The 16,467-nt window shown below is 62.6% G+C and carries 11 protein-coding genes and 2 pseudogenes; 7 read left to right on the top strand and 6 right to left on the bottom strand.

Going from position 1 to position 16,467, the window contains the following annotated elements; genetic code table 11:
* Nucleotides 1–206 precede the first annotated feature (206 nt).
* Nucleotides 207–1,889, bottom strand: a complete 1,683-nt coding sequence (locus PRJ_RS10045) for an AMP-binding protein (RefSeq protein ID WP_104961282.1) — start codon at nucleotides 1,887–1,889, stop codon at nucleotides 207–209.
* 320 nt (nucleotides 1,890–2,209) lie between these two features.
* Between PRJ_RS10045 and PRJ_RS10040 the strand changes: the two genes are divergently transcribed.
* From PRJ_RS10040 to PRJ_RS10025, 4 genes are read left to right on the top strand one after another with little or no spacing between them, the layout of a single operon-like run.
* On the top strand, nucleotides 2,210–3,373 hold the full coding sequence (locus PRJ_RS10040) for an isovaleryl-CoA dehydrogenase (RefSeq protein ID WP_003251317.1): 1,164 nt from the start codon (nucleotides 2,210–2,212) through the stop codon (nucleotides 3,371–3,373).
* A 19-nt stretch (nucleotides 3,374–3,392) separates the two neighbouring features.
* The gene (locus PRJ_RS10035; RefSeq protein ID WP_104961281.1) at nucleotides 3,393–5,000 is read left to right on the top strand and encodes a carboxyl transferase domain-containing protein; all 1,608 of its coding nucleotides are present in this window, start codon (nucleotides 3,393–3,395) and stop codon (nucleotides 4,998–5,000) included.
* 3 nt (nucleotides 5,001–5,003) lie between these two features.
* Entirely contained in the window at nucleotides 5,004–5,819 is an 816-nt protein-coding gene (locus PRJ_RS10030; protein ID WP_003251320.1) for a gamma-carboxygeranoyl-CoA hydratase, read from the top strand.
* The gene (locus PRJ_RS10025) at nucleotides 5,816–7,768 is read left to right on the top strand and encodes an acetyl/propionyl/methylcrotonyl-CoA carboxylase subunit alpha (RefSeq protein ID WP_104961280.1); all 1,953 of its coding nucleotides are present in this window, start codon (nucleotides 5,816–5,818) and stop codon (nucleotides 7,766–7,768) included. The genes PRJ_RS10030 and PRJ_RS10025 overlap by 4 nt, the downstream gene beginning before the upstream one ends.
* Before the next feature lie 738 nt (nucleotides 7,769–8,506).
* Here the strand turns inward: PRJ_RS10025 and PRJ_RS10015 are convergent.
* On the bottom strand, nucleotides 8,507–9,211 hold the full coding sequence (locus tag PRJ_RS10015) for a LexA family transcriptional regulator (RefSeq protein ID WP_104961279.1): 705 nt from the start codon (nucleotides 9,209–9,211) through the stop codon (nucleotides 8,507–8,509).
* Between the two features lie 87 nt (nucleotides 9,212–9,298).
* Between PRJ_RS10015 and PRJ_RS10010 the strand changes: the two genes are divergently transcribed.
* The gene (locus PRJ_RS10010; RefSeq protein ID WP_010954861.1) at nucleotides 9,299–9,598 is read left to right on the top strand and encodes a DUF6124 family protein; all 300 of its coding nucleotides are present in this window, start codon (nucleotides 9,299–9,301) and stop codon (nucleotides 9,596–9,598) included.
* Nucleotides 9,599–10,046: 448 nt separating this feature from the next.
* Entirely contained in the window at nucleotides 10,047–10,562 is a 516-nt protein-coding gene (locus PRJ_RS10005; RefSeq protein WP_104961278.1) for a DUF4880 domain-containing protein, read from the top strand.
* A gap of 120 nt (nucleotides 10,563–10,682) precedes the next feature.
* On the opposite strand, the gene tssM is transcribed toward PRJ_RS10005, so the two are convergent.
* The 4 genes and pseudogenes from tssM to vasI all read right to left on the bottom strand — a co-directional run.
* Nucleotides 10,683–14,309 carry a type VI secretion system membrane subunit TssM gene (gene tssM / locus PRJ_RS10000; protein WP_104961277.1) on the bottom strand — a complete coding sequence of 1,209 codons (3,627 nt, stop codon included), beginning with the start codon at nucleotides 14,307–14,309 and terminating at the stop codon, nucleotides 10,683–10,685.
* Nucleotides 14,306–15,376 carry a type VI secretion system protein TssA gene (tssA, locus tag PRJ_RS09995; RefSeq protein ID WP_256597955.1) on the bottom strand — a complete coding sequence of 357 codons (1,071 nt, stop codon included), beginning with the start codon at nucleotides 15,374–15,376 and terminating at the stop codon, nucleotides 14,306–14,308. The genes tssM and tssA overlap by 4 nt, the downstream gene beginning before the upstream one ends.
* Nucleotides 15,264–15,512, bottom strand: coding sequence for a type VI secretion system ImpA family N-terminal domain-containing protein (locus PRJ_RS30350; RefSeq protein ID WP_256597954.1), 249 nt, complete (start codon nucleotides 15,510–15,512; stop codon nucleotides 15,264–15,266). Before PRJ_RS30350 ends, tssA begins: the two co-directional genes overlap by 113 nt.
* A pseudogene (vasI, locus tag PRJ_RS09990) lies at nucleotides 15,500–15,814 on the bottom strand (type VI secretion system-associated protein VasI); the annotation flags it as partial. The gene PRJ_RS30350 and the pseudogene vasI, both read right to left, overlap by 13 nt.
* Here vasI and PRJ_RS09985 point away from each other — a divergent pair.
* A pseudogene (locus PRJ_RS09985) lies at nucleotides 15,813–16,292 on the top strand (DsbA family protein); the annotation flags it as partial. The pseudogenes vasI and PRJ_RS09985 sit on opposite strands and share 2 nt — an antisense overlap.
* Nucleotides 16,293–16,467 lie beyond the last annotated feature (175 nt).

Genomic DNA, 16,467 nt, shown 5'->3' with positions numbered 1-16,467 from the left:
GGCACCAGCGTGAACAGCTGATCTCCGCTGCTTCATTGAAAGGTTGAGGATGACCGGGTGCTTGGCAAGGTGAAGATCTTGCATTGATCGGGCCGGCCTCTTCGCGGGTAAACCCGCTCCTACCAGGGACCGTGCCGGCCTTGAATGCGGCGCTGCCCCTGTGTAGGAGCGGGTTTACCCGCGAAGAGGCCGGCCGCGCCAGCACATCAACCCGCAGATGCAGCTGCAATCTCCGCCACACTGATCTCACGCATCCGGAACTTTTGCACCTTCCCGGTCACCGTCATCGGGAAATCGTCGACAAAGCGGATATACCGCGGCACCTTGAAGTGGGCAATGCGTGCCTTGCACCAGCCCTGCAGCTCCTCGACCGTGGCGCTGTGCCCCGGGTGCAGCTTGATCCAGGCGACGATCTCTTCGCCATAGCGGCTGCACGGAATGCCGATCACCTGCGCATCGGCCACCGCCGGGTGGGTGTAGAAAAACTCCTCCAGCTCACGCGGGTAAATGTTCTCGCCGCCACGAATGATCATGTCCTTGTTGCGCCCGACGATGCGCACATAGCCCTGCTCGTCCATCACCGCCAGGTCACCCGAATGCATCCAGCCGGCCGGGTCGATGGCATCCGCCGTGGCCTGGGGGTTGTCCCAGTAGCCAAGCATCACGCTGTAGCCGCGGGTGCACAGTTCGCCAATCTCTCCGCGAGGGACGATGCAGCCATCGGCGTCCACCAGCTTGTTCTCCAGCTGCGGCTGGGTGCGGCCGACGGTGGTCACGCGCAACTCCAGATCGTCGTCCGGGCCGGTCTGCAGCGACACGGGGCTGGTTTCGGTCATGCCGTAGGCGATCTGCACTTCTGCCATGTGCATCTGGTCGATGACCCGGCGCATCACTTCGATCGGGCAGGTGGCGCCGGCCATGATGCCGCTGCGCAGGGTCGACAGGTCCATGTGGGCACGGGACGGGTGGTCGAGCATGGCGATGAACATGGTCGGTACGCCATAGAGGATGGTGGCACGCTCCTCGGCCACGGCGCGCAAGGTAAGTTCGGCGTCGAAAGCATCGTTGGGGTAGATCATGGTGCTGCCGTGGGTGATGCAGCCGAGGTTGGCCATGACCATGCCGAAGCAATGGTACAGCGGCACCGGGATCACCATACGGTCGCGGGCCGTCAGGCCAAGGCTTTCACCCACCATGAAACCGTTGTTGAGGATGTTGTAGTGACTGAGCGTGGCACCTTTGGGCGCACCGGTGGTTCCGGAGGTGTACTGGATGTTTACCGGCTGGTCGAACTGCAGGCTTTGCTGACGGGCTGTGCAGGCTTCGGCAGACGTCTGCCCTGCCCGCTCGGCCAACGCGTGCCAGGGCAGGAAGCCGGCAGGCGGGTTGGCGGCCAGGCTGATGACGCCACGCAACTCGGGCAGGCATTCACTGGCCAGCTCACCAGGCGCGGCACTGGCCAGTTCAGGCACCAGCTCCTGCACCATGGCGTGGTAATCAGACGTTTTGAAGGCTTCAGCGCAGACCAGCCAGCGGCAGCCGGACTGGCGCAACACGTATTCCAGTTCGCCCACACGGTAGGCCGGGTTGATGTTGACCAGAATGGCACCGACCTTGGCACTGGCCAGCTGCAAGATGCACCACTGGGCGCAGTTGGGCGACCAGATGCCAACACGGTCGCCGGTGTTCACGCCCAGTGCGATAAGGGCGCGGGCGTATATTTCGACCTGTTCGGCCAACTGCCGCCAGCTGTAACGCAGGCCCTGGTGGCGGGACACCAGGGCCTCGCTGTCGGAACAGCGGGCCACGGTGGCATCGAAGGCCTGGCCGATGGTCTGGGTCAGCAAGGGTCGGTCCTGGCGACCGCGGGTATAGCTCGGTTGACTCATGGGTGTCCCTTCTTGTGGTTGTTTTGGGCACGGCTGAAGCAAGCGGGAATACTCTGGCGCAGATTTACGTTTACGTAAAGGTGACGAGTGGATTGACAGTGACCTCATGCAGGTTTACGTTAACGTAAAGGTGATGAACGACACCCACTTGAGGCGTCACGCCACCCCCTGTGGGAGCGGGCTTGCCCGCGAATGCGACCGATCAGGTAATGACGGTGACCCTGCTGACGTATTCGCGGGCATGCCCACTCCCACAGGGGGCGGGGCTGGATCCCAAGCTATGGTGTAACCCAATTTCAAGAACAAGAAGGTGCCCCAGCATGCATTACCCCTCCCTGAACTTCGCCCTGGGCGAGACCATCGACATGCTCCGCGACCAGGTGCGCACCTTCGTCGCCGCCGAACTGGCCCCGCGCGCCGCGCAGATCGACCACGACAACCTGTTCCCCGCCGACATGTGGCGCAAGTTCGGTGACATGGGCCTGCTGGGCATCACTGTACCGGAAGAGTACGGCGGCGCTGGCCTGGGCTACCTGGCCCATGTGGTGTCAATGGAAGAGATCAGCCGTGGCTCCGCCTCGGTGGCGCTGTCCTACGGCGCCCATTCCAACCTGTGCGTCAACCAGATCAACCGCAACGGCACCCACGAGCAGAAGCTCAAGTACCTGCCCAAGCTGATCAGCGGCGAGCACATCGGCGCCTTGGCCATGAGCGAGCCCAATGCCGGCTCCGACGTGGTGTCGATGAAGCTGCGCGCAGAAAAACGCGGCGATCACTACGTGCTCAACGGCAGCAAGACCTGGATCACCAACGGTCCCGACGCCAATACCTACGTGATTTACGCCAAGACCGACCTGGACAAGGGTGCGCACGGCATCACCGCGTTCATCGTCGAGCGCGACTGGAAAGGCTTCAGCCGCAGCAACAAGTTCGACAAGCTGGGCATGCGCGGGTCCAACACCTGCGAGCTGTTCTTCGATGGCGTGGAAGTGCCAGCAGAGAACATTCTGGGCCAGCTCAACGGCGGCGTGCGCGTCCTCATGAGCGGCCTGGACTACGAACGTGTGGTGCTGTCCGGCGGCCCGACCGGCATCATGCAAAGCTGCATGGACCTGGTGGTGCCGTATATCCACGACCGCAAGCAATTCGGCCAGAGCATCGGCGAGTTCCAGCTGATCCAGGGCAAGATTGCCGACATGTACACCCAGCTCAATGCCAGCCGCGCCTACCTGTATGCCGTGGCTCAGGCATGCGACCGTGGCGAAACCACCCGCAAGGACGCTGCCGGCGTGATCCTGTACACCGCCGAGCGTGCCACGCAAATGGCCCTGGAGGCGATCCAGATTCTTGGCGGCAACGGCTATATCAACGAATTCCCGGCTGGCCGCCTGTTGCGCGACGCCAAGCTGTATGAAATCGGTGCCGGCACCAGTGAAATCCGCCGGATGCTGATCGGCCGCGAACTGTTCAACGAAACCCGCTGAACATAAGGGACGGGCGCACATGGCTACCTTGCACACCCAGATCAACCCGCGTTCGGCAGAGTTTGCCGTCAACAGCGCGGCCATGCTCGAACAGGTCCAGGCCCTGCGCGGCCTGCTCGCCCAGGTTGCCCAGGGCGGCGGGCCCAAGGCCCAGGAACGGCATACCTCGCGTGGCAAACTGCTGCCGCGCGAGCGTATCGACCGCCTGCTGGACCCGGGCTCGCCGTTCCTCGAAATCGGCCAGTTGGCCGCCCATGAGGTGTACGGCGAAGACGTGCCAGCGGCGGGCGTGATCGCCGGCATCGGCCGCGTGGAAGGCGTGGAATGCATGATCGTGGCCAACGACGCCACGGTAAAAGGCGGTTCGTACTACCCGCTGACGGTGAAGAAGCACCTGCGTGCACAAACCATCGCCCTGCAGAACCGCCTGCCGTGCATCTATCTGGTGGACTCCGGCGGCGCCAACTTGCCACGCCAGGACGAAGTGTTCCCCGACCGCGAGCATTTCGGGCGCATTTTCTTCAACCAGGCCAACATGAGCGCGCAAGGCATCCCGCAGATCGCCGTGGTGATGGGCTCGTGCACCGCTGGCGGCGCGTACGTGCCGGCCATGGCCGACGAAGCGATCATGGTGCGCCAGCAGGCGACCATCTTCCTCGCCGGCCCGCCGCTGGTGAAAGCCGCCACCGGCGAAGTGGTGAGCGCCGAAGACCTCGGCGGCGCCGATGTGCATTGCCGCACCAGCGGCGTCGCCGACCATTATGCCGACAACGACGAACACGCCCTGGCCATCGCACGACGCAGTGTGGCCAACCTCAACTGGCACAAGCTCGGCAAGCTGCAGCGGTTGGCCCCAGTGGCACCGCTGTATGCCGCCGACGAGCTATACGGCGTGGTGCCCGCGGATGCCAAGCAACCGTTCGACGTGCGCGAGGTGATCGCCCGCCTGGTCGATGGCTCGGTGTTCGATGAATTCAAGGCACTGTTCGGCACCACCCTGGTGTGCGGCTTCGCCCACCTGCACGGCTACCCGGTGGCGATCCTGGCCAACAACGGCATACTGTTCGCCGAAGCCGCGCAAAAAGGCGCGCACTTCATCGAACTGGCCTGCCAGCGCGGCATCCCGCTGCTGTTCCTGCAGAACATCACCGGTTTCATGGTCGGCAAGAAATACGAAGAAGGCGGCATCGCCAAGCACGGCGCCAAACTGGTCACCGCCGTGGCCTGCGCCCAGGTGCCAAAGTTCACGGTGATCATCGGCGGCAGCTTTGGCGCCGGCAACTACGGCATGTGCGGCCGCGCCTACGACCCGCGCTTCCTGTGGATGTGGCCCAACGCGCGGATTGGCGTGATGGGCGCCGAACAGGCCGCCGGGGTGCTGGCCCAGGTCAAGCGCGAGCAGAGCGAACGCAGCGGCCAGCCATTCAGCGCCGAGGATGAGGCCAGGCTCAAGCAGCCGATCCTCGACCAGTACGAACGTCAGGGCCACCCCTATTATTCCAGTGCCCGCCTGTGGGACGACGGCGTCATCGACCCGGCACAGACCCGAGACGTCCTCGGCCTGGCGTTGTCTGCCGCGCTGAACGCGCCGATCGAACCGAGCCGCTTCGGCATTTTCCGGATGTGACCCATGAGCGATTTCAGCACCCTCGAAGTGATCCGCGACCCACGCGGCTTCGCCACCCTGTGGTTAAGCCGCGAGGACAAGAACAACGCCTTCAACGCGCAGATGATCCGCGAGCTGATCGTGGCCATCGACCAGTTGGCCGAAGACGCCAGCCTGCGCTTTGTGCTGCTGCGCGGTCGTGGCCGGCACTTCAGCGCCGGTGCCGACCTGGCCTGGATGCAGCAGTCGGCACAACTGGACTTCAACACCAACCTGGATGACGCCCACGAACTGGGTGAGCTGATGTACGCCCTGCACCGCCTCAAGGCCCCGACCCTGGCCGTGGTGCAAGGCGCAGCCTTCGGCGGCGCGCTGGGCCTGATCAGCTGCTGCGACATGGCCATCGGCGCCGAAGACGCCCAGCTGTGCCTGTCGGAAGTACGCATCGGCCTGGCCCCGGCGGTGATCAGCCCGTTCGTGGTCAAGGCCATTGGCGAACGCGCCGCGCGCCGCTACGCCCTCACCGCCGAGCGTTTCACTGGCGTGCGCGCCCGCGAACTTGGCCTGTTGGCCGAGGTATACCCGGCCAGCGAACTGGACGACCACGTGGAAGCCTGGGTAAGCAACCTGCTGCAGAACAGCCCACAAGCATTGCGCGCCACCAAGGACTTGCTGCGCGAAGTGGACGACGGCGAACTCAGCCCGGCCCTGCGCCGTTACTGCGAAAACACCATCGCCCGCATCCGCGTCAGCGCCGAAGGCCAGGAGGGCCTGCGCGCTTTCCTGGAAAAACGCCGCCCTGCCTGGCAAACCGTTGACAAGAAGGAGCCGCGCCCATGAGCCGCCCCGCTTTGACCACCCTGCTGGTCGCCAACCGCGGCGAAATCGCCTGCCGGGTGATGCGCACCGCCAAGGCCATGGGCCTGACCACTGTTGCCGTGCACAGCGCCACCGACCGTGACGCCCGGCATAGCCGCGAAGCTGACATCCGCGTCGACCTGGGCGGCACAAAGGCTGCCGAAAGCTACCTGCTGGTCGACAAGCTGCTGGCAGCAGCCAAGGCCAGCGGCGCCCAGGCTATCCACCCAGGTTATGGCTTTCTGTCCGAGAACGCAGGTTTCGCCCGCGCCATCGAGCAGGCCGGGCTGATATTCCTCGGCCCACCGGCCAGCGCCATCGACGCCATGGGCAGCAAATCGGCAGCCAAGGCACTGATGGAAGCGGCCGGCGTGCCGTTGGTGCCGGGCTACCACGGCGAGGCCCAGGACCTGGACACCTTCCGCGCTGCGGCCGAACGCATCGGCTACCCGGTGCTGCTCAAGGCCAGCGCTGGTGGCGGTGGCAAGGGCATGAAAGTGGTCGAGGAAGAAAGCCAACTGGCCGACGCCCTGGCCTCGGCCCAGCGTGAGGCACAGTCGTCGTTCGGCGATGCGCGCATGCTGGTGGAAAAGTACGTGCTCAAGCCACGCCACGTGGAGATTCAGGTGTTCGCCGACCAGCACGGCAACTGCCTGTACCTCAACGAACGCGACTGTTCCATTCAGCGCCGCCATCAGAAGGTGGTGGAAGAGGCCCCTGCCCCCGGCCTGTCGCCCGAACTGCGCCGGGCCATGGGCGAAGCGGCGGTGCGTGCCGCTCAGGCTATCGGTTACGTGGGTGCCGGCACCGTGGAGTTTCTGCTTGATGCACGTGGCGAATTCTTCTTCATGGAGATGAACACTCGCCTGCAGGTGGAACACCCGGTCACCGAGGCCATAACCGGCCTGGACCTTGTTGCCTGGCAAATTCGCGTGGCCTGCGGCGAAGCCCTGCCGATCACACAGGAACAGGTGCCGCTGATCGGCCATGCCATCGAAGTACGCCTGTATGCCGAAGACCCGGCCAACGATTTCTTACCCGCGACCGGCAAATTGGCGCTGTACCGTGAATCGGCGCCTGGCGAAGGCCGGCGGGTGGACAGCGGGGTCAGCGAAGGCGATGTGGTGTCGCCGTTCTACGACCCGATGCTGGGTAAGCTGATCGCCTGGGGTGAAAACCGCGAACAGGCACGCCTGCGCTTGCTGGCCATGCTCGACGAGTTTGCCATTGGCGGGCTGAAGACCAACATTGCCTTCCTGCGGCGCATTCTCGCCCACCCGGCATTTGCTGCGGCGGAGCTGGATACCGGCTTCATTCCGCGTCATCAGGCGGTTCTGCTGCCTGCGCCGCAAGCACTGCCGGCAGCCTTCTGGGAAGCGGCGGCAGAGGCGTGGCTGCAGGGCCAGGGGGTCCATCAGCGCGAAGACGACCGCCATTCACCTTGGGGCGGGCGTAACGGCCTGCGCTTGGGCCTACCGGCACGCAGCAGCTTGCATCTGGTGAGCGCTGGGCAAGATCAGGCAGTGGCCCTGGAACGCAGCGCTGCTTCTACCTGGCAGTTGCAAGGTGAGCAGTTGGTGCATGACCAGAACGGCGTGCGTCGCCAGCATCTGGCAATCCGTCGGGGTGGCACGCTGTACCTGCACTGGGATGGTGAAATGCATGCCATCGAAGCTTTCGACCCGATTGCCGAGGCTGAAGCCAGCCACAGCCATCAGGGTGGGATGGGTGCGCCCATGAACGGCAGTATCGTGCGGGTGCTGGTCGAACCTGGCCAGGTGGTGGAAGCCGGTACTGCGCTGGTGGTACTGGAGGCCATGAAGATGGAGCACAGCATTCGTGCGCCGCATGCCGGCACGGTGAAGGCGCTGTTCTGCCTGGAGGGGGATATGGTCAGCGAAGGGACTGTGCTGGTCGAACTGGTGGAATAACGGTGCCGGAGGGCCGCTTTGCGGCCCTAACGCAACACAAGGCCGCCCCTGCAACAGCCCGTAGGAGCGGGTTTACCCGCGAAAGGGCCGGGCCTGCCGGCCAATTTCCACCCGCCGTTCACCGCTGCCGCCGCTACCGTATTCGCGGGTAAACCCGCTCCTACGCCATCGGGGGTGGACACACTTTGGTGATTGGGCGCAGGCCGCGTGCAGGCCGTCGTAGGAGCGGGTTCACCCGCGAAAGGGCCGGTCCTGCCGGCCAATCTCCACCAGCCGTTCACTGTTGCCGGCGCCACCGTATTCGCGGGTAAACCCGCACCTATCGGGGGTGGACACACATCGGTGATTGGGCGCAGGCCGCGTGTAGGAGCGGGTTCACCCGCGAAAGGGCCGGTCCTGCCGGCCAATTTCCACCCGCCGTTCACCGTTGCTGCCGCCACCGTATTCGCGGGTAAACCCGCACCTATCGGGGGTGGACACACATCGGTGATTGGGCGCAGGCCGCGTGTAGGAGCGGGTTCACCCGCGAAAGGGCCGGTCCTGCCGGCCAATTTCCACCCGCCGTTCACCGTTGCTGCCGCCACCGTATTCGCGGGTAAACCCGCACCTATCGGGGGTGGACACACATCGGTGATTGGGCGCAGGCCGCGTGTAGGAGCGGGTTCACCCGCGAAAGGGCCGGCCCTGCTGGCCAACTTCCACCCGCCGTTCCCCGTTGCCGCCGCTACTCAAACCCTTTCAAAAGGCCCCATGCACCCGCACGACCACCCCAAGAAATTCGCAACCCTCTTCGCACAACAGCGCCGGGTAGTTACTGTTCAATGCCTTCAGATAACGCTGCCCACCTTCCTCGGCCAGCTCGCGGAAAATCGCCGGCTTGCCCGGCTGACGAGCGATAACCAAACGCCCCGCCTCAGCCTCTACACCTGGGTCCACCAGCATCCGCATGCCCTGCGGCACACTGCGGCCACTGACAGCGCTCATGGCATCGTTTTCCACGGTTAGCCAGAACGCCTTGCCCTGTGCCAGGTAGTCAGTCTGCTCGAAAACAGCAGGCTCTACAGCCGTCGCAGCCTCTAACTCACTCCAACCCAGCACCGGGTAACGGAAGCAAACGATGTATCGCATGAGGTCGAGTTCATCATCGTCCGCTATCTCGTAAACACTACGCTCCTCGCCAACCTGCCCCTGGATACGCAGCTGCAGGCTGACGTTGTAATGAGGCATGCCAATCTCGACGAACGTGCGGTTCATCGATTCGATTTTCGGCTGACGCCGCTTGTTCACCCAATGACCGACACTGCCTTGAGACACACCAACGCGCTCGGCAAGCTGCTCTTGAGTGAGCCCTAGCTCCTCCATCCGGTCACGGACGAGGGCAATCCATTTATCCATATTCATCGCTGGCACGATACGGACTGCCTTCAAGCGCTCAATAAACATTCAGTATTATTTATCGGGAAGAATAAAAATACTGTAGGTATTACCATCGACCTGACCCCTTCCCTACTGGCTCCGGCAGGTATCAGGATGAAACTACCGAAAAACGACGAAACAGATCTCGACAGCGAAGCAGCCCGCCGCGCGCTCGACTATTACCTCAACCCCAACCCACCGCGGCCCACCCTGGACAACAGGATCTGGACCCTGCACGAAGGCGTAACCGGCGAACAGGCCAAGGAACACGCCATCGCCCTGCTGCGCTGCGCTGCGGCCACCGCCCAGGAAACCGCCACCCACCAGCACGGCAGCCAGCGCGAACTGACGTTCGCGTTGATGCACATGATGGACATGGCTCGCGCACTGCTGGAGCACAAACACACCGAGTGACCGGGTTTATAGACAAGAAAGGAGGGAGAGAACGTGATGGCCGCGTAACGGCAAAAGCCCCGATTGCCGGGACAAGGAAGCGCGCCGGTAAAACTTTTTTACCGGATTAGCGAAAATTCATTTGACTGCCAAATGATAACGATTATTATTGCACTCAGCTGATCGCGAGATCCGCTGGATAACCTGAAAGCTTAGGTCGCTCTCAGATTATCTCCTCATCAGGCTAATCACGGTTTTTGACCCGGCTTTTTTGCCGGGTCTTTTTTTTGGCTCTTCAGGCTAATGAAGATCGTGATGGCGCGCATGATAGCAAAGGTGTTTCAGGGCGTGAACGCTCGTTACAAAACTTTGCGGAATCAGCACTTGAGAATCAATCTCGTTTCTACTACGCTGTTTCCGCATCAAGGAAGATGCCCCCTCCTCCCCTTTATAGAGCAAGGAGCTGTCCATGACCCGTCTGCTGCTGCCCCTTGAGCACCCCACTCCTGCTGCCGAGCATGATGCCGACGATGCCCTGCTGCATGCACTGAAGCGGCTACCACGGCGCGTACAGCAAGTATTCCTGCTTAACCGCCTCGATCAGCTGGACTTCGCCAGCATTGCTGTGCGCCTTGACCTGCCACTGGCGAGTATCGAGCGCAACATGGGCCAGGCGCTGCAAGCTGGCCGCTCGCGCCGGGATGTGCTGGCGAGCGTGGCCGGGCAATGGTATGTGCGCTTGCAGAGCCCGCAGGTGACGGCGTGCGAGCGTATCGACTTCCGCCGCTGGCTGGATGCCGATACAGCGAACTTGCAGGCGTTTCACGATACGGAACTGCGGTGGCGCAGCCTGCTGGCGCCGGCACGGCAATTGGGCCATGACGGCTGGTATCGGCAAGGCCGGGCGGCGCTGTCGCTGGGTGGCTGCTCGGTTGCGGTCGGGCTGGGTGTGGCGGCGTTGGTGCTGGTTGGGTTCTGGGCTTGATCAGCGCTTCAACATGCCTGTAAGTCCCTGCCCGAGCGCATGCCCGACTTCAGTTGCTCAATACCCTGGGTACAGTAATGCCGCGCCTGGACTCGCGCTTCGTTTTGCACCACCTCCTGCTTATATGACAGGCACATCCGCCTGTTCGACCAACACCACCCTGGCTGGCTGTTGCAACAACCCTCGGGGCAACCGAAAACCTTTGAACGGTTGTTGAGTAATTGGGTTGAAAGCCTTTTCCGCGTTCAGCCGGTAGCGCATCACACCATCACCCGTCCTGAAGCTCAGGTCCACGCTGGTTGCCGTACGTCCATTGAGCGAACCGCGGCTCAGCAGGCGGAACATCGACCAAGGCCCTCGATACTCCAGGCTGCTGCTATTGCCGTTCTGCCTGAGCAGGGTCAGGTTGCTGCGCACGTGTTGCCCCAAGGTATTGGGCCAGACAATGCCGGTGATCTGGCTTGGGCCGTGGGTGTAGGAAATCAGCTGCCCATCCAGATCCAGCAGGCTGGTGCGTTGATTTGCACTGAGCCCCAATGGCTCGATGCTGAACTGCACGCTGAGGTTACCGCGCTGATCAAAGAACGTTTCGCGGATGCGATCAGCCAGTTTCAGCTGCTCGATCACATCAGTACGGATCAGGGAACGCCCCTGCAGACCAGCCTGCAAGGCCTCCAGATTGTCCTTGAGAAAGAGCTTCAGGTATTGATCCTGGAACTGCTGCAGTCGCCCATTCGGTCCAAAGAACGCTTCAAAGTCTTCCAGCGAAGCGTCGGGTGCCCTGACGACGAATGGGTAGCGCTCGGCCAGGCGCTGCTGGAAGAAGCTGTAGACTTCAGCATCCCACCGTCGCTCCAGCTCGCGCAGCGCTTCAACGTTCAGCACTTGCGCCGTTTGCTCTGCCACCTTTCTGACGTGATGATTGATTGGCTCCGGCAAGCCAGTGGCGACGCGTTGCAAGGTGCCGATGGGGTCGTGCCCGGTCATTGAAAAGCGCTGATGCACCGCGTGCAGCGCGGCCTTGCCTCGGTCTGGGCTACCCTGTACCGCCTTGGCATAGTCGTGGACGGCGGCTATGGCTGCGTGGGTTTCATCGTAGTAGCTCGGCTTTTCGCCTGCAGCGTGCAACATGGCGTTCAAGCCTGCAAACGCCCGCTGGATGGCCAGCGCCTGTTGTTGCTCGGGCTTGCCGTTGACCGAAACAAGCGAGGGGGCCTCATCCGCCACGCCAACATTCATTGGTGATAACAGCGAACTGTTGTCGCGAACCGTCTCCAGCAATCGGTGCAACGGCGCCGCTGGCCCGGCCAACTGTTCAAGGATCGTGATGCCATGATCCAGGTCTCGAAAATCCGCCACGGAGAATGCGTTCAAGGCGCGGCGCCAACTGGCGATGTAGTCGGCGCTGTACAGGTTGCGCAGGCGCTCGTTCAGCGCAGCCTGGTCGGCATCGGAGTAGTCCAGTTGAGCACGTTCCCCCAGTGCCCACTGGTCGATCATTGCCATTTCCGTAAAGCGCTGACTACGCGGTTCAAAATACTCCTTGAAGCCTTTGGCGGTGAGCATGGGCGCCAGCAAAACACCATTGTCGCCCTGGCTCGAGCCGGAAGACAGCTGGTAAACGACATCGAACGCAGGCCCCACCTGATGACGCAGGTCCAGACCGGTATGCAACTGCTCCTGGGCCTGCTGCTTCAGGCCTGCATACACGCGTTGTGGCAACGGCACCTTGCGCAAGGTCTGCTGCACGTCGCTGACACGCTGGCGATACTGCGGCAGGTCGGTATCCGCGTAGGCCAGGGCATACTTCAGGTGCCGCATGAGATCACGTTGCAGCTGCCCCTGGCCGGGGAAGGCCTGTTGCCACTGTCGCGCCATCCAGTCTTCGACCCATTCCGCTCGGCGGTTCCGGCGATCCTCGATCATCCGGTAAACCCGGAGCGCGGCCATTTGCTGCTCGCTGCCGGGGGGCGCCGCATCCATGGCATCGATCACGCCGCTGGCCAACGCAGGCAAGAAACGCCTGGACAACAAACTGAGGTACGCCTCATCAACGGTCGGCCCGATGGCACGGCCCTGGTACAGCCCCAGATCCGCAACACCCGGCCACGCAGCGCGGTAGTCGCCAAACACTGCTACCGCATCGCGGATCTGGTCCAGCGGCTCCAGCAAGTTGCGCCCGGTCGGGTCCAGACGCTGATCCACTTCGTGATGGCTGTACTCCCGGCTCTTGGCCAGCACGCTGGCGGCCTTGATGCCATTGATGTCGAAGTAACGATGCCAGCTGGCAATAGCGATACAGAAGGCCAGAACGCCTACAGAAGCACCCACCCACAGCAATTGGCGCTTGCGCCGTGCCACCCTGACGTTGTCGCCGGCAAGGCCGGCCTCCTTGTAGATGACCCGCCCAAAGGCCTGTTGAATGAAGTAGGCCAACGCCTTGCCCTGCGCCTTGCCCTCCAGCAAGGGGAGGCTGGTCTTGTAAGGCTGCGCCGCCTCACGGACAAAGGCGTTGCGCACGTCACCGTGCTGTACGACTGACGACCAATACACACCGCGCACCAGCGCCGGGGTGGTGAAACGGTCACTTGCCAAGGTCTCGCGCAGAAAACTCAACAGCATTGGACGCAACCCGAGCAACTGCCTATGCAGTGAGTAGAGACGTGAACGCAACGCAGGGCTACCCTGCACGTCCAGATGATCGATCACCTGCTCGAACAGCTGCTCCAGCAACCGATCGTAGTGTTCGCCATACTCGCCCAGCCAAGCGTCGAAGGTGTCGACAGCATCCAGCTTGAACGTGAATCCAAACAGGCTGTTGCGCTTGGCGGCCGAAAGCTTGCTGTAGAATTGGTCGAAGCCGTCCAGCAGATCGAATTTGCTCAACACGACATACAGCGGCAAGCGCGAGCCCAACTGGCTGCTCGCCTCGTAAAGACGTGTGCGCAGCAGGTGGGCAAGTGCCGTGCGTTGCTCGACGGTACCGTGCAGCAGCGCGGGCAGGTCGACAACCAGCACCAGGCCGTTTAGGGCTCTCTGGCTTCGATTGCGCTGCAGCCAATCCAACAGATGCTGCCACAGTTTGGCTTGGGTTCCAGACGGTACCGAAGACTCAACGTCAGTGGAGTCACTGCCCAGCGAATCTGCGGGGCCGTTCTGGCTGATAAAGGCACCGGGCGGGTCGATGATCACCGCATCATTGCTGATCCACCACCCCACGGGGTAGGCGAGCGCCTGCGCTGGCCGTCCCCGTGCCTGCGCCTTGTCGATGCGGGTCAACGAGAAACTTTGATCGGTGCAGTCAATAAAGCTGCTCTTGCCGGCCTGCCTGGTGCCCAGCACGAGGTACCACGGCAATCGGTACAGCGCGCGACGCCCACCGGCATTGTCCAGGTAGCGTGCGAGCCCTTGGCTCAACGCCTTCTCTTGTGCATGAACGAACGGTTGCGCCGGATCCACCTCGGCAGCCATCGCCTGCTGACGTTCTGCTTGCAAGCGGCGAAAGCGCGTTCTCAAGACAATCAGCCAGCACAACAGCGCCACCAACACGAACACCAGGCTGGCCAAACTTCGATGCGCCACACTGGCCAACGGCTGCTGATCGCGCCACGTCCATTGCGGGCCGAGCCACCAGATGGCGACCAGCATCAGCACAGCGCCAAGCCCAAGTAGCAGCGGCATTGCCAGACCGATACGGGTCATCAGCGGCCAGCCCCAACGTTTGAGGTACTTCCAGAATTGACTCATCGAGGCTCCTGCTCCTTGTTCCGATCGGCCAGCACGTGGGAGGACGCGTATTGTTGAAGCCGCTGGAATACCTCGGGCTCCCAGTCGCTGGCGGTGGTTTGCTGCATCGTGCGCGCTACCCCGGCGCACAGGTCCTGGGCTAACCAGGACACGCCTCGTGCGGCCAACAGGTCAGCTGCAATAACGGTGGTATGGCAGCGCTCGCGAGGGGCTCGAAAATCTGCCTGCATCCCCTGCAGCCTTAGCAACACCGGTTCTACGCCGCCGCTTTCCAGCTGGCTGACCAGTTCTTCGCGAAGGCTGGTGAACTCTTGGGAAGCTCCGGCTTGCCCGGATTGCCCGTCTGCCCCTTTGAGCCAGGCCAGGCATTGGTCGTCGACAAACACCCGACCGTCGCTGAAGCACAGCTGCTGCAGCGCTGGCATGCGCAGCACGAAACGAGCGGTCGCCGCACGGATGGCCTCAGCCACTTCGCCCATCGCCAGCCGCGACGCGGCGGTTGCGGCAAGAAAGCTGCCGCGAATCCAGAAGGGCGAAGCCGACACACTTTTTTCAACCCGCTGGAGCAACGCCGCGTCGATTACGGTACTGGCGATGGCCTCCTCGTAGTCGCTGGCAATATCCCGCGGCACTGCCATCAACTCTGTACGGTTGCCCTGCCGGGTTTGCGGTGCGGCCTGAATGTGGGCCCACAGACCGAAGCGACGCAGTTGGTAGCCGGTCGGGTCGTAAGGGTCCTGCTGGTTGATCAGCTCGGCCATGCTCAGGATGGCTCGGCGCGTCTCGCGCTCGTTACCGATCGACATGCAGGGTTTCGGCGTGGCGATGACATCCACCAGCGGCGCAGGTTGGGGGCTCTCCACCGGGTTCTTGGGCGCATCGCACTCGCCAATACCGTTGGCAAGCGCCGTGTGTTTGCGCAACAGGCGCTCCAGCTCACCCAGAACAGCCGGGTCAAGCTGGGCGGCTTCCTGCTGACGTAGCAAACGGGCCAATGCACCCTTCGCCGCTGCGGCGTGAGGCCTCCTCGATGTAGTCCCAGTCGATAGACGCTTCCTGCAGCCCACCCAGCTTGACCATCTCCTGGTCAATGGCCTGGTAGGTTTCGTCTTCCCCATCGAACAGCCCCGCCGGCACCTGGGCATCGATGGGTGCGAGCAACCGTGTGATTTCTTGCGCCTCGACATCAGCTACCAGCGACATGCCTTGCGAGCCTCGTCGATAAGCGGGTCCAGCCCCTGAGCGTCAAAAACGAGTCCATCAACGGCAGGGTTGTCGCTCTCTACGTGAATGCGATGGGCCCCGATCAATTGCTTGATCTGCTCGATACCCGGCAGGCCTCTGCCGGCGTCGAGCACTTGGCCGTTTTCCATCACTTGCCACGGTGTGGGTACAGTAGCGCCCCGCTCCCCTCTCAACCGCACCTGCACTCGGCTGGCATCGACGGGTTGGGCGGTGACCAGTTGCAACCTCGAGATGTTCTGCACGCAGCTGATGATCAGGTACCTACCGCAACTGCAACGCTGGATCGTCACCAACGATCACGTCAACCTGGTCTGGCGTCACCTGCCCCTCCCCCAGCATGAACCGGCCGCAAGTCGGGAAGCGCGGCGGGTCGAATGCCTGGGCCAGGGTGAGGGTCGCGAAGGCGTTTGGGGGGCCGTGCTCCGGGTCTACTTGCATAGCCAAGGCAACGGCCGTGAGTTGGCTGCTGGACACGACTATCCGGACATCGGCCCGTCCCTGCAACGCTGCCTGGCCGGCGAACGGGCTGCCCAAGTCGTGGACACGCAAAAAGCGGAAACCTTGGAGATTGGATTTAACGCTACCCCCACGCTGCGCCTGACCGACAACCACACCCAGCACACGCTGATCCTTGAAGACCCAATCGATCCCGATGCCTTGCTGTCCGCAGTGGACCTGTTGAGCGCACCCGAGATTTTTGAAATGCCCGCTGACGTGATCAGCGATATGTCCAGGTAGCACACGACGTCACGGCCAGGGCGCCGCGTTGTGGTGTTTGTACTTGAATTTCGTGGAGGGCGGGGTATTGAGGCAGAATGCATTCGAACGAAAAAAGGCCCCGAAGGGCCTTTTTTCAACGACTTACAGACTTCGACTGAAACCTGTAGATCTTTATTTGGAGCGGGAAACGAGA

It is taken from the genome of Pseudomonas sp. XWY-1, assembly GCF_002953115.1.
Taxonomy (GTDB): domain Bacteria; phylum Pseudomonadota; class Gammaproteobacteria; order Pseudomonadales; family Pseudomonadaceae; genus Aquipseudomonas; species Aquipseudomonas alloputida.
This window is presented reverse-complemented; position numbering and strand designations above follow the sequence as displayed.